This window comes from Streptomyces sp. NPDC034043, assembly GCF_055575675.1.
The window spans coordinates 211,941-230,198 of the sequence record NZ_JBVISF010000005.1 but is presented as its reverse complement, the minus strand read 5'-3'; the positions used below and the strand labels follow the sequence as shown (position 1 = coordinate 230,198).

12 protein-coding genes are annotated in these 18,258 nt (G+C 72.9%); 6 read left to right on the top strand and 6 right to left on the bottom strand.

Annotation, left to right across the window (positions count from 1 at the left end):
* Positions 1-34: 34 nt before the first annotated feature.
* Positions 35-268, top strand: a complete 234-nt coding sequence (locus ACZ51S_RS14850; protein ID WP_468474973.1) for a heavy-metal-associated domain-containing protein — start codon at positions 35-37, stop codon at positions 266-268.
* A 104-nt stretch (positions 269-372) separates the two neighbouring features.
* Complete coding sequence (locus tag ACZ51S_RS14845; RefSeq protein ID WP_468960933.1) at positions 373-2,661, top strand: heavy metal translocating P-type ATPase; 2,289 nt, start codon at positions 373-375, stop codon at positions 2,659-2,661.
* A 376-nt stretch (positions 2,662-3,037) separates the two neighbouring features.
* Here the strand turns inward: ACZ51S_RS14845 and ACZ51S_RS14840 are convergent, their stop codons facing one another.
* Positions 3,038-4,327, bottom strand: coding sequence for a citrate synthase (locus ACZ51S_RS14840; RefSeq protein ID WP_136216460.1), 1,290 nt, complete (start codon positions 4,325-4,327; stop codon positions 3,038-3,040).
* Positions 4,328-4,510: 183 nt separating this feature from the next.
* On the bottom strand, positions 4,511-6,760 hold the full coding sequence (recD2, locus tag ACZ51S_RS14835) for an SF1B family DNA helicase RecD2 (protein ID WP_468474975.1): 2,250 nt from the start codon (positions 6,758-6,760) through the stop codon (positions 4,511-4,513).
* A gap of 276 nt (positions 6,761-7,036) precedes the next feature.
* Between recD2 and ACZ51S_RS14830 the strand changes: the two genes are divergently transcribed.
* Complete coding sequence (locus tag ACZ51S_RS14830) at positions 7,037-7,579, top strand: DUF937 domain-containing protein (protein WP_468474976.1); 543 nt, start codon at positions 7,037-7,039, stop codon at positions 7,577-7,579.
* Positions 7,580-7,659: 80 nt separating this feature from the next.
* Here ACZ51S_RS14830 and ACZ51S_RS14825 read toward each other — a convergent pair whose 3' ends face one another.
* Positions 7,660-8,583: an EamA family transporter gene (locus tag ACZ51S_RS14825; protein ID WP_468474977.1), complete on the bottom strand. Its 924-nt coding sequence runs from the start codon at positions 8,581-8,583 to the stop codon at positions 7,660-7,662.
* Positions 8,584-8,666: 83 nt separating this feature from the next.
* Here ACZ51S_RS14825 and ACZ51S_RS14820 point away from each other — a divergent pair, with 83 nt between their 5' ends.
* Together ACZ51S_RS14820 and ACZ51S_RS14815 are read left to right on the top strand one after the other, a co-directional pair.
* Positions 8,667-9,563 (top strand): LysR family transcriptional regulator, encoded by an 897-nt coding sequence (locus tag ACZ51S_RS14820; protein WP_468474978.1) that lies wholly within the window; start codon positions 8,667-8,669, stop codon positions 9,561-9,563.
* Between the two features lie 136 nt (positions 9,564-9,699).
* On the top strand, positions 9,700-11,544 hold the full coding sequence (locus ACZ51S_RS14815; RefSeq protein ID WP_468802046.1) for a glycoside hydrolase family 3 protein: 1,845 nt from the start codon (positions 9,700-9,702) through the stop codon (positions 11,542-11,544).
* Positions 11,545-11,549: 5 nt separating this feature from the next.
* On the opposite strand, the gene ACZ51S_RS14810 is transcribed toward ACZ51S_RS14815, so the two are convergent.
* The gene (locus ACZ51S_RS14810) at positions 11,550-13,022 is read right to left on the bottom strand and encodes an aminopeptidase (RefSeq protein WP_468474980.1); all 1,473 of its coding nucleotides are present in this window, start codon (positions 13,020-13,022) and stop codon (positions 11,550-11,552) included.
* Positions 13,023-13,110: 88 nt separating this feature from the next.
* Positions 13,111-13,479 (bottom strand): hypothetical protein, encoded by a 369-nt coding sequence (locus ACZ51S_RS14805; protein ID WP_468474981.1) that lies wholly within the window; start codon positions 13,477-13,479, stop codon positions 13,111-13,113.
* 307 nt (positions 13,480-13,786) lie between these two features.
* Between ACZ51S_RS14805 and ACZ51S_RS14800 the strand changes: the two genes are divergently transcribed.
* Positions 13,787-14,341, top strand: coding sequence for an EF-hand domain-containing protein (locus ACZ51S_RS14800; RefSeq protein WP_388938774.1), 555 nt, complete (start codon positions 13,787-13,789; stop codon positions 14,339-14,341).
* A 24-nt stretch (positions 14,342-14,365) separates the two neighbouring features.
* On the opposite strand, the gene ACZ51S_RS14795 is transcribed toward ACZ51S_RS14800, so the two are convergent.
* Positions 14,366-18,169: an ABC transporter ATP-binding protein gene (locus ACZ51S_RS14795; RefSeq protein ID WP_468960931.1), complete on the bottom strand. Its 3,804-nt coding sequence runs from the start codon at positions 18,167-18,169 to the stop codon at positions 14,366-14,368.
* Between the last annotated feature and the right edge of the window lie 89 nt (positions 18,170-18,258).

Sequence of the window (18,258 nt, the reverse complement as noted above, 5' to 3'; positions counted from 1 at the left end):
GGGAGAGAGACACCCCTTCGACGAGGAGAACGACATGACCGCCGAAACGGACACCCAGCACACCGTCGTGTACAAGGTCACCGGCATGACCTGCGGGCACTGCGAGGGCGCGGTGACCGCCGAGCTCACCGCCCTCCCCGGCGTGACCTCGGTCAAGGCCGTCGCCGCCACCGGTGAGGTGACCGTGACCTCCGCCGCCCCGCTCGCCGAGGCCGACGTACGCGCCGCCGTGGACGAGGCCGGGTACGAGCTCGCCGGCCAGGCCTGAGCCCCGCCGCCTCCCCGGCACCCCGCACCACCGCGGTACCGCCGGGCCGCACCGGCCGGCTCATACTGGACCGTACGGCCCGGCCCTCCCCCTGGAGCGGGAACATGAGCAGCAGCACCGTGCACGACCGGCCGGCGGCGGAAGCCCTCGCCTCCGAGGTCGAGCTGACGATCGGCGGGATGACCTGCGCCTCCTGCGCAGCCCGCATCGAGAAGAAGCTCAACCGGATGGACGGCGTCAGCGCCACGGTGAACTACGCCACCGAAAAGGCCCGGGTCTCCTACGGCGGCGCGGTCCAGGTGGCCGACCTGATCGCGACCGTGGTCAGGACGGGCTACACCGCCGAGGAGCCCCCGCCGCCCGCCCCGCCCCGGCCCGAGCCGGAATCCGGCGCCGGGGCCGGTGCGGGGACGGACGGGCGCGACCCCGAGCTCGACGCGCTCCGGCAGCGGCTGATGGTGTCCGCCGTCCTGGCCCTGCCGGTGGTCCTGCTCTCGATGGTCCCGGCCCTCCAGTTCGACAACTGGCAGTGGCTCGCGCTCACCCTGGCCTCGCCCGTCGTCGTCTGGGGCGGCCTGCCCTTCCACCGGGCCGCCTGGACCAACCTCCGGCACGGCGCGGCCACCATGGACACCCTGGTCTCGGTCGGGACGCTGGCCGCCTACGCCTGGTCCCTGTGGGCCCTGTTCTTCGGCCACGCCGGTTCGCCCGGGATGCGGCACGGCTTCGACCTGACCGTCTCCCGCACGGACGGCTCCTCCGCCCTCTACCTGGAGGTCGCGGCCGGCGTCGTGTCCTTCATCCTGCTCGGCCGCTACCTGGAGGCCCGGTCCAAGCGGAAGGCCGGCGCGGCCCTCAGGGCGCTGATGGAGCTCGGCGCCAAGGACGTGGCCGTGCTGCGCGACGGCCGGGAGGTGCGGATCCCGGTCGGCGCGCTCGCGGCCGGCGACCGGTTCGTGGTCCGCCCGGGGGAGAAGATCGCCACCGACGGCACGGTCGTCGAGGGCTCCTCCGCCGTGGACGCCTCCATGCTGACCGGCGAGTCCCTCCCGGTCGACGTCACCGCCGGGGACGCGGTCACCGGCGCCACCGTCAACGCCTCCGGCCGGCTCGTCGTCGAGGCCACCCGGGTCGGCGCGGACACCCAGCTCGCCCGGATGGCCCGGATGGTCGAGGAGGCCCAGAGCGGCAAGGCCGGGGTCCAGCGCCTCGCCGACCGGATCTCGGCCGTGTTCGCGCCCGTCGTCCTGCTGCTGGCGCTCGGCACCTGGGTCACCTGGCTGCTGGTCACCGACGACCACGCCGCCGCGTTCACCGCCGCCGTGGCCGTCCTGATCATCGCCTGTCCCTGCGCCCTGGGCCTGGCCACGCCGACCGCCCTGATGGTCGGCACGGGCCGGGGCGCACAGCTGGGCATCCTGATCAAGGGGCCCGAGGTGCTGGAGTCCACCCGGCGCGTGGACACGGTCGTGCTCGACAAGACCGGGACGGTCACCACCGGCCGGATGACCCTCGTCGGGGTGCACGCCGCCGAGGGCGTGGACGAGCGGGAGCTGCTGCGGCTCGCGGGCTCGCTGGAGCACGCCTCGGAGCATCCGGTCGCGCGGGCGATCGCCGCCGGGGCGGCCGGGGCGGCCGGGGAGCTGCCCGCGCCCACCTCCTTCGAGAACGTGGCCGGGCTCGGCGTGCGGGGCGTGGTCGAGGGGCGCGAGGTCCTGGTGGGACGGGAGCGGCTGCTCGCGGACCGGGCGGTCGCCCTGCCCGCCGCTCTCGCCGGGGCGAAGGCCGCCGCCGAGGCCGCGGGCGCCACCGCGGTCCTGGTCGCCTGGGACGGCACGGCCCGCGGTGTCCTGACCGTGGCCGACGCGGTCAAGTCGACCAGCGCCGAGGCCGTGAGCCGGCTGCGGGCGCTGGGCCTCGCCCCGGTCCTGCTGACCGGTGACAACAGGGCCGCGGCCGAGACGGTGGCCCGTGAGGTGGGCATCGCCGAGGTGATCGCCGAGGTGCTTCCGCAGGACAAGGTGGACGTGGTCCGCCGGCTCCAGGCCGAGGGCCGTACGGTCGCCATGGTGGGCGACGGGGTCAACGACGCGGCCGCCCTCGCCCAGGCCGACCTGGGCCTGGCCATGGGCACCGGCACCGACGCGGCCATCGAGGCCGGCGATCTGACCCTGGTACGGGGTGACCTGCGGGTGGCCGCGGACGCGATCCGGCTCTCCCGGCGGACCCTGGCCACCATCAAGGGGAACCTGTTCTGGGCCTTCGGCTACAACGTGGCGGCGCTGCCGCTGGCCGCCGCCGGCCTGCTCAACCCGATGATCGCGGGAGCCGCGATGGCCTTCTCGTCGGTCTTCGTCGTGACGAACAGCCTGCGCCTGCGCTCGTTCCGGTAGGGGCCCCGGGGCGGAATGCGGGGGGTCTCCTCCGCGTTCCCTCCACACATCCTTCACTGGAGACGCAGATCACAGTGATGCCGACGTAACCATCCGGGGTCGGCACGGGTCTAATGGGGCGATGCCGAAAACGTCTTGGGGGACGTTTCACGGAGGTCCTTGGGGGGACGTCCGGGCATCCGCCGGCCGGGACGCGTGCCCTCGGGAAGCTTGAGCGGCCCTCCCGACCCGAACGGGTCCCGGCACACACCGACGCCCCGGCGCGGGTCCCGTGGGGGGAATCCGCCGCCGGGGAAAGGGAAGCGCCCCGACCGTCGACCCGTGGGGGGATCGACGGCGGGGCGCTTTCCGTATGACCGGTGCCGCCGGGAAGGCCTCAGCGAGCCTCGACCGGGACGAAGTCGCGCAGGACCTCGCCGGTGTAGATCTGGCGCGGGCGGCCGATGCGGGAGCCGGGCTCCTTGATCATCTCGTGCCACTGGGCGATCCAGCCGGGAAGGCGGCCGAGCGCGAACAGCACGGTGAACATCTCGGTCGGGAAGCCCATGGCCCGGTAGATCAGACCGGTGTAGAAGTCCACGTTCGGGTAGAGGTTGCGGGCGACGAAGTACTCGTCGGCCAGCGCGTGCTCCTCCAGCTTGAGCGCGATGTCCAGCAGCTCGTCGCTCTTGCCGAGCGCCGAGAGGACGTCGTGCGCCGCCGCCTTGATGATCTTCGCCCGGGGGTCGAAGCTCTTGTAGACGCGGTGCCCGAAGCCCATCAGGCGGACGCCGTCCTCCTTGTTCTTCACCTTGCGGATGAAGGCGTCGACGTCGCCGCCGTCGTTCTTGATGCCTTCCAGCATCTCGAGGACGGACTGGTTGGCGCCACCGTGCAGCGGGCCCCACAGGGCCGAGATGCCGGCGGAGATCGAGGCGAACATGTTCGCCTGCGAGGAACCGACCAGGCGCACGGTGGAGGTGGAGCAGTTCTGCTCGTGGTCCGCGTGCAGGATCAGCAGCTTGTCGAGCGCGGAGACCACGACCGGGTCCAGGTCGTACTCCTGGGCCGGCACGGAGAAGGTCATGCGCAGGAAGTTCTCGACGTAGCCGAGGTCGTTGCGCGGGTAGACCACCGGGTGGCCGACCGACTTCTTGTAGGCGTACGCGGCGATCGTCGGCAGCTTGGCCAGCAGGCGGATCGTCGAGAGGTGGCGCTGCTTCTCGTCGAACGGGTTGTGGCTGTCCTGGTAGAACGTCGACAGCGCGCTGACCACGGACGACAGCATCGCCATCGGGTGGGCGTCGCGCGGGAAGCCGTCGTAGAACCGCTTGACGTCCTCGTGCAGCAGGGTGTGCTGGGTGATCTCGTTGCGGAAGGACGCGAGCTGGTCGACGGTCGGGAGCTCACCGTTGATCAGCAGGTAGGCGACCTCGATGAAGGTCGAGCGCTCCGCCAGCTGCTCGATCGGGTAGCCGCGGTAGCGCAGGATGCCCTGCTCACCGTCGAGGTAGGTGATGGCGGACTTGTACGCGGCGGTGTTGCCGTAGCCGCTGTCCAAGGTGACGAGCCCGGTCTGGGCCCTCAGCTTCGAGATGTCGAAGCCCTGGTCACCGACGGTGCTTTCGACCACCGGGTAGGTGTATTCACCGTCCGCGTACCGGAGTACTACAGAGTTGTCGCTCACGTCATCCCTCACCGACGTAGTGCCTCTTCTTCGAGGTGCCCTGACTGCCTCTACCTTCCCCCATTTGGCGCAGGAGAGTGCACTCGGGGTCGGCCTTTGGTCCGTCTGACGGCACTGAGTGCCTTCAACCTGTTCATCCTGCCCCCTCCCCACCGGTTGTCGGAACCCCAAATGATCGATCATCTAGGTGATGTTTCCCACCGAGACGCGCCCGGCGAGCCGGGAAGCGACCGCGGTGTACCTCCTGCCTGCGGAAACGGTACGCACGGCCTGCCCGAGGGCCTTGCGTGACCCGACCAGGACGACCAGTTTCTTCGCCCTGGTCACGGCCGTGTACAGCAGGTTCCGCTGGAGCATCATCCAAGCCCCCGTGGTGACCGGGATCACGACGGCCGGATATTCACTCCCCTGGGAGCGGTGGATGGTGACGGCGTACGCGTGCGCCAGCTCGTCCAGCTCGGCGAACTCGTACCCCACCTCCTCGTCCTCCTCTGTACGGACCGTCAAGCGCTGCTCGTCCACGTCCAGGGCGGTGACGACCCCGACCGTGCCGTTGAAGACGCCGTTGGCGCCCTTCTCGTAGTTGTTGCGGATCTGGGTCACCTTGTCGCCCACCCGGAAGACCCGGCCGCCGAACCGCTTCTCGGGCAGGTTCGGCCGGGCGGGTGTGATCGCCTGCTGGAGCAGGCCGTTCAGGTTCCCGGCGCCGGCCGGACCCCGGTGCATCGGGGCGAGCACCTGGACGTCGCGGCGCGGGTCCAGGCCGAACCGGGCCGGGATCCGGCGGGCGGCCACGTCCACGGCGAGGATCCCGGCCGCCTCCGTGTCCTCCTCCGGGAAGAGGAAGAAGTCCGGCAGGCCGTCGGTGATGGGCGGGACCCCGGTGTTGATGCGGTGCGCGTTGGTTACCACGCCCGACTGCTGGGCCTGGCGGAAGATCCGGGTCAGCCGGACGGCGGGCACCGGGCCGCCCTCGGCCAGCAGGTCCCGCAGCACCTCGCCGGCGCCCACCGAGGGGAGCTGGTCCACATCGCCGACCAGCAACAGGTGCGCGCCCGGTGCCACCGCCTTGACCAGCTTGTTCGCGAGCAGCAGGTCCAGCATGGAGGCCTCGTCGACCACGACGAGGTCGGCGTCCAGCGGGCGGTCCCGGTCGTACGCCGCGTCCCCGCCGGGCTTGAGCTCCAGCAGCCGGTGCACGGTGGAGGCGTCGGCCCCGGTCAGCTCGGACAGCCGCTTCGCCGCGCGGCCGGTGGGGGCGGCGAGCACCACCTTGGCCTTCTTGGCCCGGGCCAGCTCGACGATGGAGCGCACGGTGAAGGACTTCCCGCAGCCGGGGCCGCCGGTGAGCACGGCCACCCTGCGGGTGAGGGCCAGCTTGACCGCGTCCCGCTGCTCGGGGGCGAGACTGGCCCCGGTGCGCCCGGCGAGCCAGCCGAGGGCCTTGTCCCAGTCCACGTCACCGAAGCCGGGCATCCGGTCCTCCTCGGCGTTCAGCAGCCGGCGGACCTGGCCGACCAGCGACAGCTCCGCCCGGTGGAAGGGGACCAGGTACACCGCCGTGAGGGGGTCCGGGCCGCCCTGGGGGTCGGGCACGGATTCCCGTACGACCCCTTCCGGATCCGCGGCGAGCTCGGCGAGGCACTCGATGACCAGCCCCGTGTCGACCTGGAGCAGCTTGACCCCGTCGGCGATGAGCCGCTCCTCGGGGAGGAAGCAGTGCCCCTGGTCGGTGGACTGCGACAGGGCGTACTGGAGGCCGGCCTTGACCCGCTCGGGGCTGTCGTGCGGGATCCCGACGGCCTGGGCGATGCGGTCGGCGGTGAGGAAGCCGATGCCCCAGACGTCGGCGGCGAGCCGGTACGGCTGGTTCTTCACCACGGAGATGGAGGCGTCCCCGTACTTCTTGTAGATGCGCACCGCGATGGAGGTGGAGACGCCGACGCCCTGGAGGAAGACCATGACCTCCTTGATGGCCTTCTGTTCCTCCCAGGCCGCGCCGATGAGCTTGGTCCGCTTGGGGCCGAGGCCGGGGACCTCGATCAGCCGCTTCGGCTCGGCCTCGATGACGTCGAGGGTGTCGAGGCCGAAGTGCTCGACGATGCGGTCGGCGATGCGCGGGCCGATGCCCTTGATGAGGCCGGAGCCGAGGTAGCGGCGGATGCCCTGGATGGTGGCGGGCAGGATGGTCGAGTAGTTCTCGACGCTGAACTGCCGGCCGTACTGCGGGTGCGAGCCCCAGCGGCCCTCCATGCGCAGGGACTCGCCGGGCTGGGCGCCGAGGAGCGAGCCGACGACCGTCAGCAGGTCTGCGGCACCCCGGCCCGTGTCCACCCGGGCGACCGTATAACCGCTCTCCTCGTTGGCGTAGGTGATGCGCTCCAGCACCCCCTCGACCACCGCCAGTTGCACCGCCGCCCCGTTGTTCACCATGGCACGAAGCTACCGTCCGCCGCCGACAGCGCACTGGGCCTGTGGACGAACGAAAGGGGGTCCGGCCTCGCGGCCGGACCCCCTCACGGTTACCCCTCCCTCGTCGGACTTCCCGATCCCCCCGGATCCCCACCCGGAAGTCCCGACGCAACATACGACTCGCCACTCGGCCCGAGGGTTGCATCCGGAATCACAGCTTTACCTTTCCGTTACCTAGCGCCACGCGGACGACACTCCGAGGTGCTGACGAATCACCGCACAAGTAGCGTTTCCGGCATGAGCGAATCTTCCTTCCAGGACGACGTGATGCGTGAACTCGGCGACGACGGGCTGGGCGAGATCGCCGGCCTGCTCGGCACCGACACCGACGGCGCCCGCGAGACGGTCGCCCAGACCGTCGGGGCGATGACCGGGGGCCTCCAGGAGAAGGCCGACGCCGGGGACGACGAGGTCCGCCAGGCCCTGGCCGAGGCGTCCGGCCCGCCCGGGGGCTCCGGGGCGTCCGAGGCCCCCCTCCAGGGCGTGGCCACGCTCGGCGGCGGCCTCGGCGGGCTGCTCGGCGGCGGGATGATGGCCGGGGTGCTCGCCAAGGTCGGCAAGCCGGTGGCAGATGCCGTGGCGAAGAGGACCGGCATCCCCGCCCCGACCGTCATGCGGGTCGTCGAGATGCTGATCCCGGTCGTGATGGCCGTCTTCGCCAAGCGCATGGCCGCCGGCAAGGGCCCGGGCGGGGCTGCCGGCGGCGCGGGCGCGGGCGGCGCGCGGGGCGGCGGCCTGGGCGACCTGCTGGGCCAGATCCTGGGCGGCGGCAGGAAGTAGGCCGCCCGGCAGCGCGTACGGAGCGGTACGGGGACGGTTCCCCGTACCGCTCCCCCACGCCGGCGCCGCGCGGACCTCCCTCAGGGGGCGCAGCCGGCGGCCGCCGTGCGGGGGCCGCCCGCGGCGGCGGCGCCCGTACGGGTCCCCGCGCGCGCCGGGGCCAGCGAGGTCAGGCCGACGCCGCCGACCAGGAGCACCGCCGCCAGCCAGCGCGGCCCCGAGATCCCCTCGCCGAGCACCAGGGCGGCCGAGGACATCCCGAACACCGGCACCAGCAGGGAGAACGGCGCCACGGCGGACGCGGGGTAGCGGCGCAGCAGGTAGCCCCAGGCGCCGAAGCCGAACACGGTGGACACCCAGGCGACGTAGCCGATGACGGCCGCCCCCGACCAGTCCAGGGCGCGCAGCGCGGCCAGGTCCCGCCCGGGCCCCTCCAGCAGCAGCGAGAGCGCGAACAGCGGGACCACCGGGACGGTGCACACCCAGACCATGAAGTTCAGGGCGTCGGGCGGGGCGGCCCTGCGGGTGAGCACGTTGGACACGCCCCAGCAGGCGGCGGCCGCGACGACCAGGACGAAGCCGGTGACGGACCCGGAGAGGCCCCGGTCCACGGCGGCCACCGCGATCCCGGCCAGCGCCACGGCCATGCCCAGCAGCCGCACCCGGCCCGGGCGCTCGCGCAGGACGGCCGCCGCCAGCACCGCGGTGAAGACGGCCTGGATCTGGAGCACCAGGGACGACAGCCCGGCCGGCATCCCGGCGGCCATGCCGGTGAACAGCAGCCCGAACTTGGCGATCCCGAGGGCCGCGCCGACCCCGAGGACCCACTTCCAGGCGACCTTGGGCCGCCCGACGAAGAACACGGCGGGCAGTGCGGCGACGAGGAAGCGCAGGGCGGACAGGAGCAGCGGCGGGAAGTGGCCGAGGCCGATCTCGATGACGACGAAGTTGAACCCCCAGACGGCGGCGACGAGTACGGCGAGTGCGGTGTGAGCGGGACGCATGCTCCGAGGATCGGCGCCCCGGACCATGTAGCACCAGCGCTGATCACTACCGGGTTGGATGAAGCGCTGCTTACGATGGGCGGATGCTCGACCTCTCCCGGCTGCGCGCCCTGCACGCCGTCTCCGTCCACGGTTCGGTCGCGGGCGCGGCCGCCGCCCTCGGCTACACCCCCTCCGCGGTCTCGCAGCAGATCGCCAAGCTGGAGCGGGAGACCCGCACCACGCTGCTGGAGCGGCGCGGGCGCGGGGTCGCGCTCACCGAGGAGGCCCGGCACCTGGCCGACACCGCGCGGGAGCTGCTGGCGATCGTGGAGCGGGCCGAGACCACGCTGGAGGAGCGGCGCGGGCGGCCGAGCGGACTGCTGACGGTCGCCGCCTTCGCCTCGGCGGCGCGCGGACTGCTGCCGGGCGTACTGGCGGACCTGGCGGGCCGTCATCCGGCGCTGGACGTACGCCTGACGGAGGTCGACCCCCACCTCTCGGTGGACCTGGTGGCCCGGGGCATCACCGATCTGGCGGTGGCCCACGACTGGGACATCGCCCCGCTGCCCGCCCCCGAGGGCGTGGAGCAGGCGGTCATCGGCGACGACCGCTGCGATCTGGTGGTCCCGGCCGGGCACCCCTTCACCGCCCGGCGGGTGGTGCGGCGGGCGGACCTGGGGGGCCAGCGGTGGGTGTGCCAGCCGCCGGGGCGGGTCTGCCACGACTGGCTGGTGCGGACCGTGCGGGCGGCCGGGTTCGAGCCGGACATCGCGCACACGGCCGAGGAGAACCACACCATCGTCGCCCTGGTCGCGGCCGGCCTCGGGATCGCGGTGGTGCCCCGGCTGGGCACGGGCGCCCTGCCGCCGGGCGCGGTGGCCGTACCGCTGGAGCCCGGGCCCGTACGCAGGCTGTACGCCCTGTGGCGGACGGGGGCGGCCCGCCGGCCCGCGATCACCGAGGCCGTACGCACCCTCCAGGAGCACTGGAGGCCCTGAGGCGTGCCGCCGAAGGCCCCCTCGGCGCGCGACGCCCCGCCCCCGACGCCCGGCCCCCGGGCACGGCACGGCACTTACGGGCCATTCCCGAGTGTCCGTCAGCCCTGGCGCGTAGTACCGCAGTAGGGTCCGGGGGGTGCCGAACCACGCCTCCCGCCGGGCTCTGCTCGCCGCCGCCGCCATGGCCGCCGTCACGGCCGCCGGAGCCGCCGGAGCGGCTTCCACCGCCTCCACCGCCTCCACCGCCGCCTCCCGGATCCCGGATGACTCCCGCGCCCCCGCCGGGCCGCCGGGCCGCCGGCCGGGCCGGGACCGGCTGCGGACCCTGGTGTCCGGGCTGGGCCTGCCCGAGCTGGTGGGGCAGCTCTTCGTGTCCCGGGCCTACGGGCATTCGGCGACGGACCCCGACCCGGCGGACGCCGACCTGAACCTGCGGCACTTCGGGGTGCGCACCGCCGCCGAGCTGGTGGCCCGCTACCACCTGGGCGGGGTCGTGTACTTCGCGTGGGCCCACAACACCCGCTCCCCGCACCAGATCGCCGCCCTGTCCAACGGCCTCCAGCGGGCCGCCGCGGACTCGGGGGCGGGGATCCCGCTGGTGCTGTCGGTGGACCAGGAGCACGGGGCCGTCGCCCGGATCGGCCGGCCCGCGACCCTGATGCCCGGGGCGATGGCGCTGGGTGCGGCGGGCTCCGCCGAGGGGGCGCGCCGGGCGGCGCGGGTGGCCGGGACCGAGCTGGCGGCGCTCGGCATCCGGCAGGACTGGGCGCCGGTGGCCGACGTGAACGTGAACCCGGCCAACCCGGTGATCGGCGTGCGCTCCTTCGGCTCCGACCCGGACGCCGTCGCGGAGCTGGCCGCCGCACAGGTGCGCGGCTACCAGGGGGCGGGGGTGGCGGCCGCGGCGAAGCACTTCCCGGGCCACGGGGACACCGAGACGGACAGCCACGTCGGGCTGCCGGTGATGCGGCACACCCGCGCGCAGTGGGAGGAGCTGGACGCGCCGCCGTTCCGGGCGGCGGTGCGCGCGGGCGTGGACGTGATCATGACGGCGCACATCGTGTTCCCCGCGCTCGACCCCTCGGGGGACCCCGCGACCCTGTCGCGGCCCATCGTGACCGGCGTCCTGCGCGAACACCTCGGCTTCGGCGGGGTGGTGGTCACCGACGCCCTCGACATGGCCGGTGTCCGGCAGAAGTACGGGGACGACCGGGTGCCCGTACTGGCCCTGAAGGCGGGCTGCGACCAGCTGCTGAACGCGCCCGACCTGGGGCTGGCGTACCGCAGCGTGCTGGCGGCGGTGGAGTCGGGCGAGCTGACGCGCGGGCGGATCGAGGAGTCGGTGCTGCGGATCCTGGAGCTGAAGGCCCGCCGGGGCCTGTTCGAGGACCCGTACACCTCCGACGCGCGGGTGGACGAGGCGGTGGGGACGGCCGAGCACCTGGCGGCCGCCGACGCGGTCGCCGCCGGTACGACCACCCTGCTGGCCAATCCCCGCGGGCTGCTGCCCCTGGACGCGTCGGCCGGGCCGCGGCTGCTGGTGACCGGGACCGACCCGGCCTCCCCCTCGGGTACGACGGGTCCTCCGACGACGGTCCTGGCGCGGGAGCTGACCGCTCTGGGCTGCCGGGCCGGGGCGCTCCCGCCGGAGCGGGCGGTGGCGGCCGCCCCGGGGCACGCGGCGGTGCTGGTGTGCACGTACAACGTCCCGGAGGGGGAGAGCCCGCAGCGCACGCTGGTGACGGAGCTGGTGGCGACGGGCGTCCCGGTGGTGCTGGTGGCGGTCCGCAATCCGTACGATCCGGCGCGGCTGCCCGAGTGCGCGGCCGAGGTGGCCACGTACACGTGGACGGACGTGGAGCTGCGGGCGGCGGCCCGGGTGCTGACGGGAGCGAGCCGGCCCGTGGGCCGTCTCCCCGTTCCGGTGCCGGGCCGCTACCCGCTGGGCCACGGGCTGTCGTACCAGCCCGCGGCCCGCTGAGGCCCTTACCGGCGCAGCGACTCGCGGCGCAGGTCGCTCTGGTCGAGCTGCGGGTCCGGCGCGGCGAGCGGCGCCGCCTGGGGGGCCGCCTTCTCCGTGCTGAACACGTTCGCGGCCGGGGCCACTCCGGCCCACTGGAGGATCCGGGCGGTCGCGAGGGCCTTCTCGCCGTCCATGAGCTTGGACACGTTGGCCCCGTGGTTGGCGCCCGGCGCGGTCATCACGTGGCTGTCGCGCACCCCGTACCCGAGGCGGAAGGGTTCGGCGCCCCACGGGTCGTTCTGTCCGTACACGAACAGCATCTGGTGGGCGTTGTTGCGGACCCAGTTGTCGATGTCCGCCATGGCTCCCGGCTGGAAGGTCATCGGGATGTCGCGCGGTACGAAGTCGCGCGGCGGCTGGTAGCCGTACCGGCTCAGGTCCTTGAGGTGCGGCTGCTTGATGTCGGGCGAGCCGAGCTGCGTACCGGCCTGGTAGTAGTACGGCGTGTACGTCTCCAGGCCCTGGTCGGCGTAGGCCGAGAAGCCGGAGATCGAGTCGACCGTGTCCCAGATCTGCTGGTCGGTGGCGGTCTTCGCGTCGGGGATGGCCGCGCAGTCGGCGAGCAGGCTGTACTGCCAGAAGGCCCAGGTGTAGTCGAGCACGACGGCCTCGAAGGCCTTGTCGAGGCTGCCGACGGTGTTGAAGGTCCAGCCGTTCTCGGCGGCGGCGGCCTTGTACTTGGCCTCCAGCGGCTCGCGGCGGATCAGGGCCTCGCGCTGGACCGCGCTCAGTCTGTCGCGGCATTCCTTGGTGCCGACCTTGTTGAAGAACCGGTCGTAGGCCGAGTCCTCCTTGTTGACGACGTCGTTGGGCGCCACGTAGGCGACGATCCCGTCCATGTCACGTGGGTAGAAGCGCTCGTAGTACGTCGCCGTCATGCCGCCCTTGCTGGCGCCCGTGGCGAGCCAGTTCTTGGGGTAGAGCTTCTTGAAGGCGGTGAACAGGCGGTGCTGGTCGCTGGCGGCCTGCCAGATGTCCAGCTTCGACCAGTCCGCCGGGTCGGGGCGGGACGGGTTGAAGAATCGATACTCCATGGACAACTGGTTGCCGTCGACTATGGTCGTCGGCTCCGCGCGGCGCGGGTTGGTGTTGACGTTGTAGCCGGAGGTGAAGAAGACCGTGGGCCGGGAGACGTCCTTGTGCAGCAGGGTGACGCGCTGCTTGAAGGTGCCCTTCCCCGGCTGCCGGTGGTCGACCGGCTGCTCGTAGTTCAGCACGAAGAAGCGGTAGCCGGGGTACGGCTTCTCCTCGATCAGGCTCATGCCCGGGATCGCGAGGATCTGGTCCTTGATGTCCGCCGCGGAGCTCTGTCCGGCGGTGGCCTGCGCGGCCGCGGCCGGCTCTGCGGCGGTGGCCGTCTGAGCCGTGAAACCGGCCGTGCCGACGGTGCCGATCAGCACCGTGAGCGGCAGCAGCCGGCCAAGCGTCTTGCGCATGCACTCTCCCCATATTCGGTTCACTGGTGGTCGCCGTGAACCTAGCGGGGTCAACGTGCCCGTGAACAGTCCCAGTTGGGCCGCCGATTCAGCAGAGGATCCAGCCGGACTCCACCGATCCGGCCGCCACACTCCCCTTTACATACACACATCGGCTGATAGCTCCGACGGTGACGGGGCCCGCGTACCGGGTGAATTGCCCCGCATCGCCCACGGGCACCCCGCCACGCGGCTGAACGCTCACCTCCATGAAGCGGCGCTCCCCTGGGGCCAGGGCCACGTTCACCGCGCACACCTGGGTCCGGCTCTTGTACACGCGCACCTCGGCCCCGGGCAGCGGCAGCGTCCGGACCAGCTGCCCCGGACACCCGCCGGCGGCCGCCCGCGCCTCGGGCGCCGTCGCGAACACCCCGCCCACGGCCAGCCACAGCGCCGCCCCGAACACCCCGAGGGACACGGTCCGCTCCCGGCCGCGCCCCCTCTTCGCCCGCGTTCCCGCGCCCCGCACCATGCCGCGCCCCCCGATCAGTCGTACGTAACACGCACGCGCGTACGTAACGACGCCCCGGCCCACCGGAAGGTTGCACGGGGCACCCGGGTCGGCCGGGGCCGCCACGCGGGGCGGCCCGCCGGGCGCCGGGCGGCTCCTACCTCGTACGAGTGCATCCACAACTTCCCAGCGGCGGAACGGGATTGCACGATCGGACCGGACACTACGCTAGGCGACCGATCGACCGCTCATCGTAGCCGTGGAAGGCAATGACATGACGAACGACCTGCTCGACCGCAAGCTGGAACGTGCCTTCACGCACCTGGACGCCGACGGCAGCGGCGTGATCGACGAGCACGACATCATCGCGCTGGGCTCCCGGCTGCTGTCGGCCCTCGACGAGCCGGCGAACTCCCCGAAGGCGACCGCGGTGATGGGCGGGCTGGTCGACTTCTGGCAGGAGCTCTTCACCGAACTGGACATGGACCGGGACGGCAAGGTCACCCCCGAGGAGTACTCCCGGGGCATGACCCGCCTCTACAAGGACGGCGGCGAGGCCTACGACCGGTCCTTCCGGCCGATGGTGAAGGCGATCCTCACCGTCGTGGACACCAACGGCGACGGGCGGATCAGCCCCGAGGAGTTCCACAAGGCCCAGCTGGCCTTCGACACCCGGCTGGAGCCCGCCGACGCGGAGGCCCTGTTCGCGAAGATCGACAAGAACCACGACGGCTACCTGTCGGTGGACGAACTCCTCGACTCGGTACGCGAGTACTACACCGGTGACGACGAGGACGCCCCGGGCAACCTGCTCTTCGGCGAGCTCTGATACCCGGGGCGCCCGCGGAGCCCGCTACGCGGCCGCGGCCGCCTCGTCCTCGCCGGCGAAGGTCCGCCACAGCACCGCGTACCGTCCGCCGCGGGCCAGCAGTTCGGCGTGGCTGCCGTCCTCGACGACCCGGCCCCGGTCCATCACCACCACCCGGTCGGCCCGGGCGGCGGTGGTCAGCCGGTGGGCCACCACGAGGGTGGTGCGCTTGCCCACGAGCCGCTCGGTGGCCCGGTTGACCTGCGCCTCGGTGGCCAGGTCCAGGGCCGCGGTGGCCTCGTCGAGCAGCAGCACGTCCGGGTCGACCAGCTCGGCGCGGGCCAGCGCGATCAGCTGGCGCTGGCCCGCGGAGAGGTTGCGGCCGCGCTCGGTGACGGCGTGCAGGTAGCCGCCTTCCAGGGTGGCGATCATGTCGTGCGCGCCGACCGCGCGGGCCGCGGCCTCCACCTCGGCGTCGCTCGCGCCGGGCCGGCCGTAGGCGATGGCGTCGCGGACCGTCCCCGGGAAGAGGTACGGCTCCTGGGGGACGACCCCCAGCCGGTGGCGGTACGCCGTCAGGTCCAGCTCCCGCAGGTCGGTGCCGTCGGCGGTGACCCGGCCGGAGGTCGGGTCGTAGAACCGGGCCACCATCTTGACCAGCGTGGACTTGCCCGCTCCGGTCTCGCCGACGAAGGCGACGGTCTGCCCGGCGGGTATCCGCAGGCTGATTCCGGCCAGGGCGTCGCCCTTCTCCCCGCGCTCCTCGGCGGTGCCGTACTGGAAGCGCACGTCCTCGAAGGCGATCTCGCCGCGCAGCGCCGTGACCTCGCGGGGCTCGGCCGGGCGCGGGGTGGTGGTGGGCTCGCGCAGCAGGTCCTGGATCCGGCCCAGGGAGACGGTGGCCTGCTGGTACCCGTCGAAGACCTGGGAGAGCTGCTGGACCGGTGCGAAGAACAGGTCGATGTAGAGCAGGTACGCCACCAGCGCGCCCGTCGTGAGGGTGCCCGCCTCGACCCGGCCCGCGCCGACGATCAGCACGGCCGCCGCCGCGCCCGAGGACAGCAGCTGCACGAAGGGGAAGTAGACGGAGATCAGCCACTGGCCGCGCACCCGGGCCTCCCGGTACGCGGCGCTGCGCTCGGCGAACCGCGCCCGGCCCGTGTCCTGGCGGCGGAAGGCCTGCACCAGCCGGAGCCCGGCCACGGACTCCTGGAGGTCGGCGTTGACCAGGCTGACCCGGTCGCGCGCCAGCTCGTAGGCGGCCACCGACTTGCGGCGGAACACGATCGTGCCGAGGACGAGCACGGGCAGGGTGGCGAAGACGATCAGCGCCAGCTCGGCGTCGAGGACCAGCAGGGCGATCAGGATGCCGAAGAAGGTGAGGACGGAGACGACGGCGGTGACGAGCCCGGTCTGCAGGAAGCTGGACAGGGAGTCGACGTCGGTGGTCATCCGGGTCATGATCTTGCCGGTGAGCTCGCGCTCGTAGTAGTCCAGGCCGAGGCGCTGGAGCTGGGCGAAGATCTTGACGCGCAGCGAGTAGAGCACGCGCTCGCCGGTGCGCCCGGTCATCCGGATCTCGGCGAACTGCGCGGCCCACTGCGCGGCCACCACGGCGAGGGCGAGCAGGGACGCGGCCCACACCGCCCCCAGGGCGGCCTTCTCCACGCCCTGGTCGATGCCGTGCCGGATCATGACGGGCAGCAGCAGCCCGGCGCTCGCGTCGAGGGCGACCAGGCCGAGGCTGACGGCGAGCGGGGCCCAGAAGCCGCCCAGCAGCCGGCGCAGGCCGTAGCTCTCCTCGGCGGACGAGGCCCGCGCCTCGTCCACCCGGGGTTCGTCGTCGGCGGGCGGCAGCGCGGCCACCTGCGCGAGCAGCTCGGGGGTGGCACCCGGCATTCCGGGGACCGCCGCGGCGCCGCCGTCCTTCTCCTCCCGCCGCCACAGCTCGGGGGTGACCCCGTCGGCCACGCGCCGCTTGGCGCTCACCGGCTCGGAATCGATCTCGGCCTCGAGCTCGATGTCCTTCTCCAGGTCCCGCTCGAACTCCGCCATGGACGGCGCGTCGGGGGTCCGCGGCGAGTGCGCCCCGAGGGCGTCGGGGTCGGTGAGCAGCCGCCGGTACAGCGCGGAGCGGCGCTCCAGCTCCTCGTGGGTGCCGATGTCGGCGAGCCGCCCGTGTTCGAGTACGGCGATCCGGTCGGCGAGCGCGAGGGTGGAGCGGCGGTGGGCGATCAGCAGGGTGGTGCGGCCCGCCATGACGGCCCGCAGCGCCTCGTGGATCTCGTGCTCGACGCGGGCGTCGACGGCGGAGGTGGCGTCGTCCAGCAGCAGCAGGCGGGGGTCGGTGAGGATGGCGCGGGCGAGCGCGACGCGCTGGCGCTGGCCGCCGGAGAGGGTCAGGCCCTGCTCGCCGACCTTGGTGTCGTAGCCGGCGGGGAGGGCCTCGATGAACCCTTCCGCCTGGGCGGCGCGGGCGGCGGCGCGGATCTCCTCCTCGCCGGCGTCGGGGCGCCCGTAGGCGATGTTCGCGCGGATGGTGTCGGAGAAGAGGAAGGAATCCTCCGGTACCAGTCCGATGGCGCCGCGCAAGGAGTCGTAGGTCAGCTCGCGCACGTCGTGGCCGCCGACGCGGACCGTGCCGTGGTCGGCGTCGTAGAAGCGCGGCAGGAGCAGGGAGACGGTGGACTTGCCGCTGCCGGAGGCACCCACGAGCGCGACGGTCTCGCCCTCGGCCAGGGCGAGGGAGAAGCCGTCGAGGACGGGACGCCCGGGCTCGTACCCGAAGCGGACGTCCTCGAACTCGACTGTGGCGGGCGCGTCGGCGGGGAGTTCCTCGGTCCCCTCGCGGATCTCGGGCTCGGTGTCGATGAGCTCGAAGACGCGCTCCACGCCGGCGCGGGCCTGCTGGCCGACGGTGAGCACCATGGCGAGCATGCGGACGGGGCCGACGAGCTGGGCGAGGTAGGTGGAGAAGGCCACGAAGGTGCCGAGGGTGACCTGTCCCCGGGTGGCCATCCAGCCGCCGAGGGCCAGCATGGCGACCTGCGCGAGGGCGGGGACGGCCTGGAGGGCGGGGGTGTAGCGGGAGTTCAGCCGGATGGCGCGCATCCGGCCGCCGAAGAGCCGGCGGCCGGCCTCGCGGAGCTTGCCGGTCTCCTGCTCCTCCTGCCCGAAGCCCTTGACGACCCGTACGCCGGTCACCGCGCCGTCGACGACGGAGGCGACGGCGGCGGCCTGGCCCTGGGCGTACCAGGTGGCGGGGAAGAGCTTCTTGCGGCTGCGCTTGGCGATGAACCAGAGGGCGGGGGCCATCAGCAGGGCGACGAGGGTCAGCAGCGGGGACAGCCACAGCATGATCCCCAGGGATATCCCGAAGAGGAGGAAGTTCCCTATGGTCATGGGCAGCATGAAGAGCAGCCCCTGGATCAGCTGGAGGTCGCTCGTGGCCCGGCCGACGACCTGTCCGGTGGACAGCTCGTCCTGCCGGCGCCCGTCGAGGCGGGCGATGGTGTCGTACATGTCGGTGCGCAGGTCGTGCTGCACGTCGAGGGCGAGGCGCCCGCCGTAGTACCTGCGTATGTAGGTCAGTGCGTAGACCAGCACGGCGGCGCCTATGAGCAGGCCGGCCCAAAGGCCCATGGGCTTGCTCTCGTCGCCGATGACGTCGTCGATGATGACCTTGGTGACCAGCGGCACCAGCGCCATGACGGCCATGCCGGCCAGCGAGGACCCGAGCGCGAGGAGCACGTTGGCCTTGTACCGCCAGGTGTAGGCGGCCAGCCGCCTGCCCCAGCTCCGCTGCTCTTCGGCCGCCTTCTCCCCGGCCTGCGTCTGCGCCGCCGTCACGTGGTGCCTCCCCGTCGGTCCTGTCCTGCCGCTCCCCCAACGCCCCCACCGGCGGATTTCATCCCACCGCAACGATCGCACCGGTGTGC

What these genes read in the sequence shown, in the direction of transcription:
- ACZ51S_RS14850 (WP_468474973.1), top strand. Translation starts at nt 35, where the DNA reads ATGACCGCCGAAACGGACACCCAGCACACCGTCGTGTACAAGGTCACC.
- ACZ51S_RS14845 (WP_468960933.1), top strand. Translation starts at nt 373, where the DNA reads ATGAGCAGCAGCACCGTGCACGACCGGCCGGCGGCGGAAGCCCTCGCC.
- recD2 (WP_468474975.1), bottom strand. Translation starts at nt 6,760, where the DNA reads ATGGTGAACAACGGGGCGGCGGTGCAACTGGCGGTGGTCGAGGGGGTG.
- ACZ51S_RS14830 (WP_468474976.1), top strand. Translation starts at nt 7,037, where the DNA reads ATGAGCGAATCTTCCTTCCAGGACGACGTGATGCGTGAACTCGGCGAC.
- ACZ51S_RS14825 (WP_468474977.1), bottom strand. Translation starts at nt 8,583, where the DNA reads ATGCGTCCCGCTCACACCGCACTCGCCGTACTCGTCGCCGCCGTCTGG.
- ACZ51S_RS14820 (WP_468474978.1), top strand. Translation starts at nt 8,667, where the DNA reads ATGCTCGACCTCTCCCGGCTGCGCGCCCTGCACGCCGTCTCCGTCCAC.
- ACZ51S_RS14810 (WP_468474980.1), bottom strand. Translation starts at nt 13,022, where the DNA reads ATGCGCAAGACGCTTGGCCGGCTGCTGCCGCTCACGGTGCTGATCGGC.
- ACZ51S_RS14800 (WP_388938774.1), top strand. Translation starts at nt 13,787, where the DNA reads ATGACGAACGACCTGCTCGACCGCAAGCTGGAACGTGCCTTCACGCAC.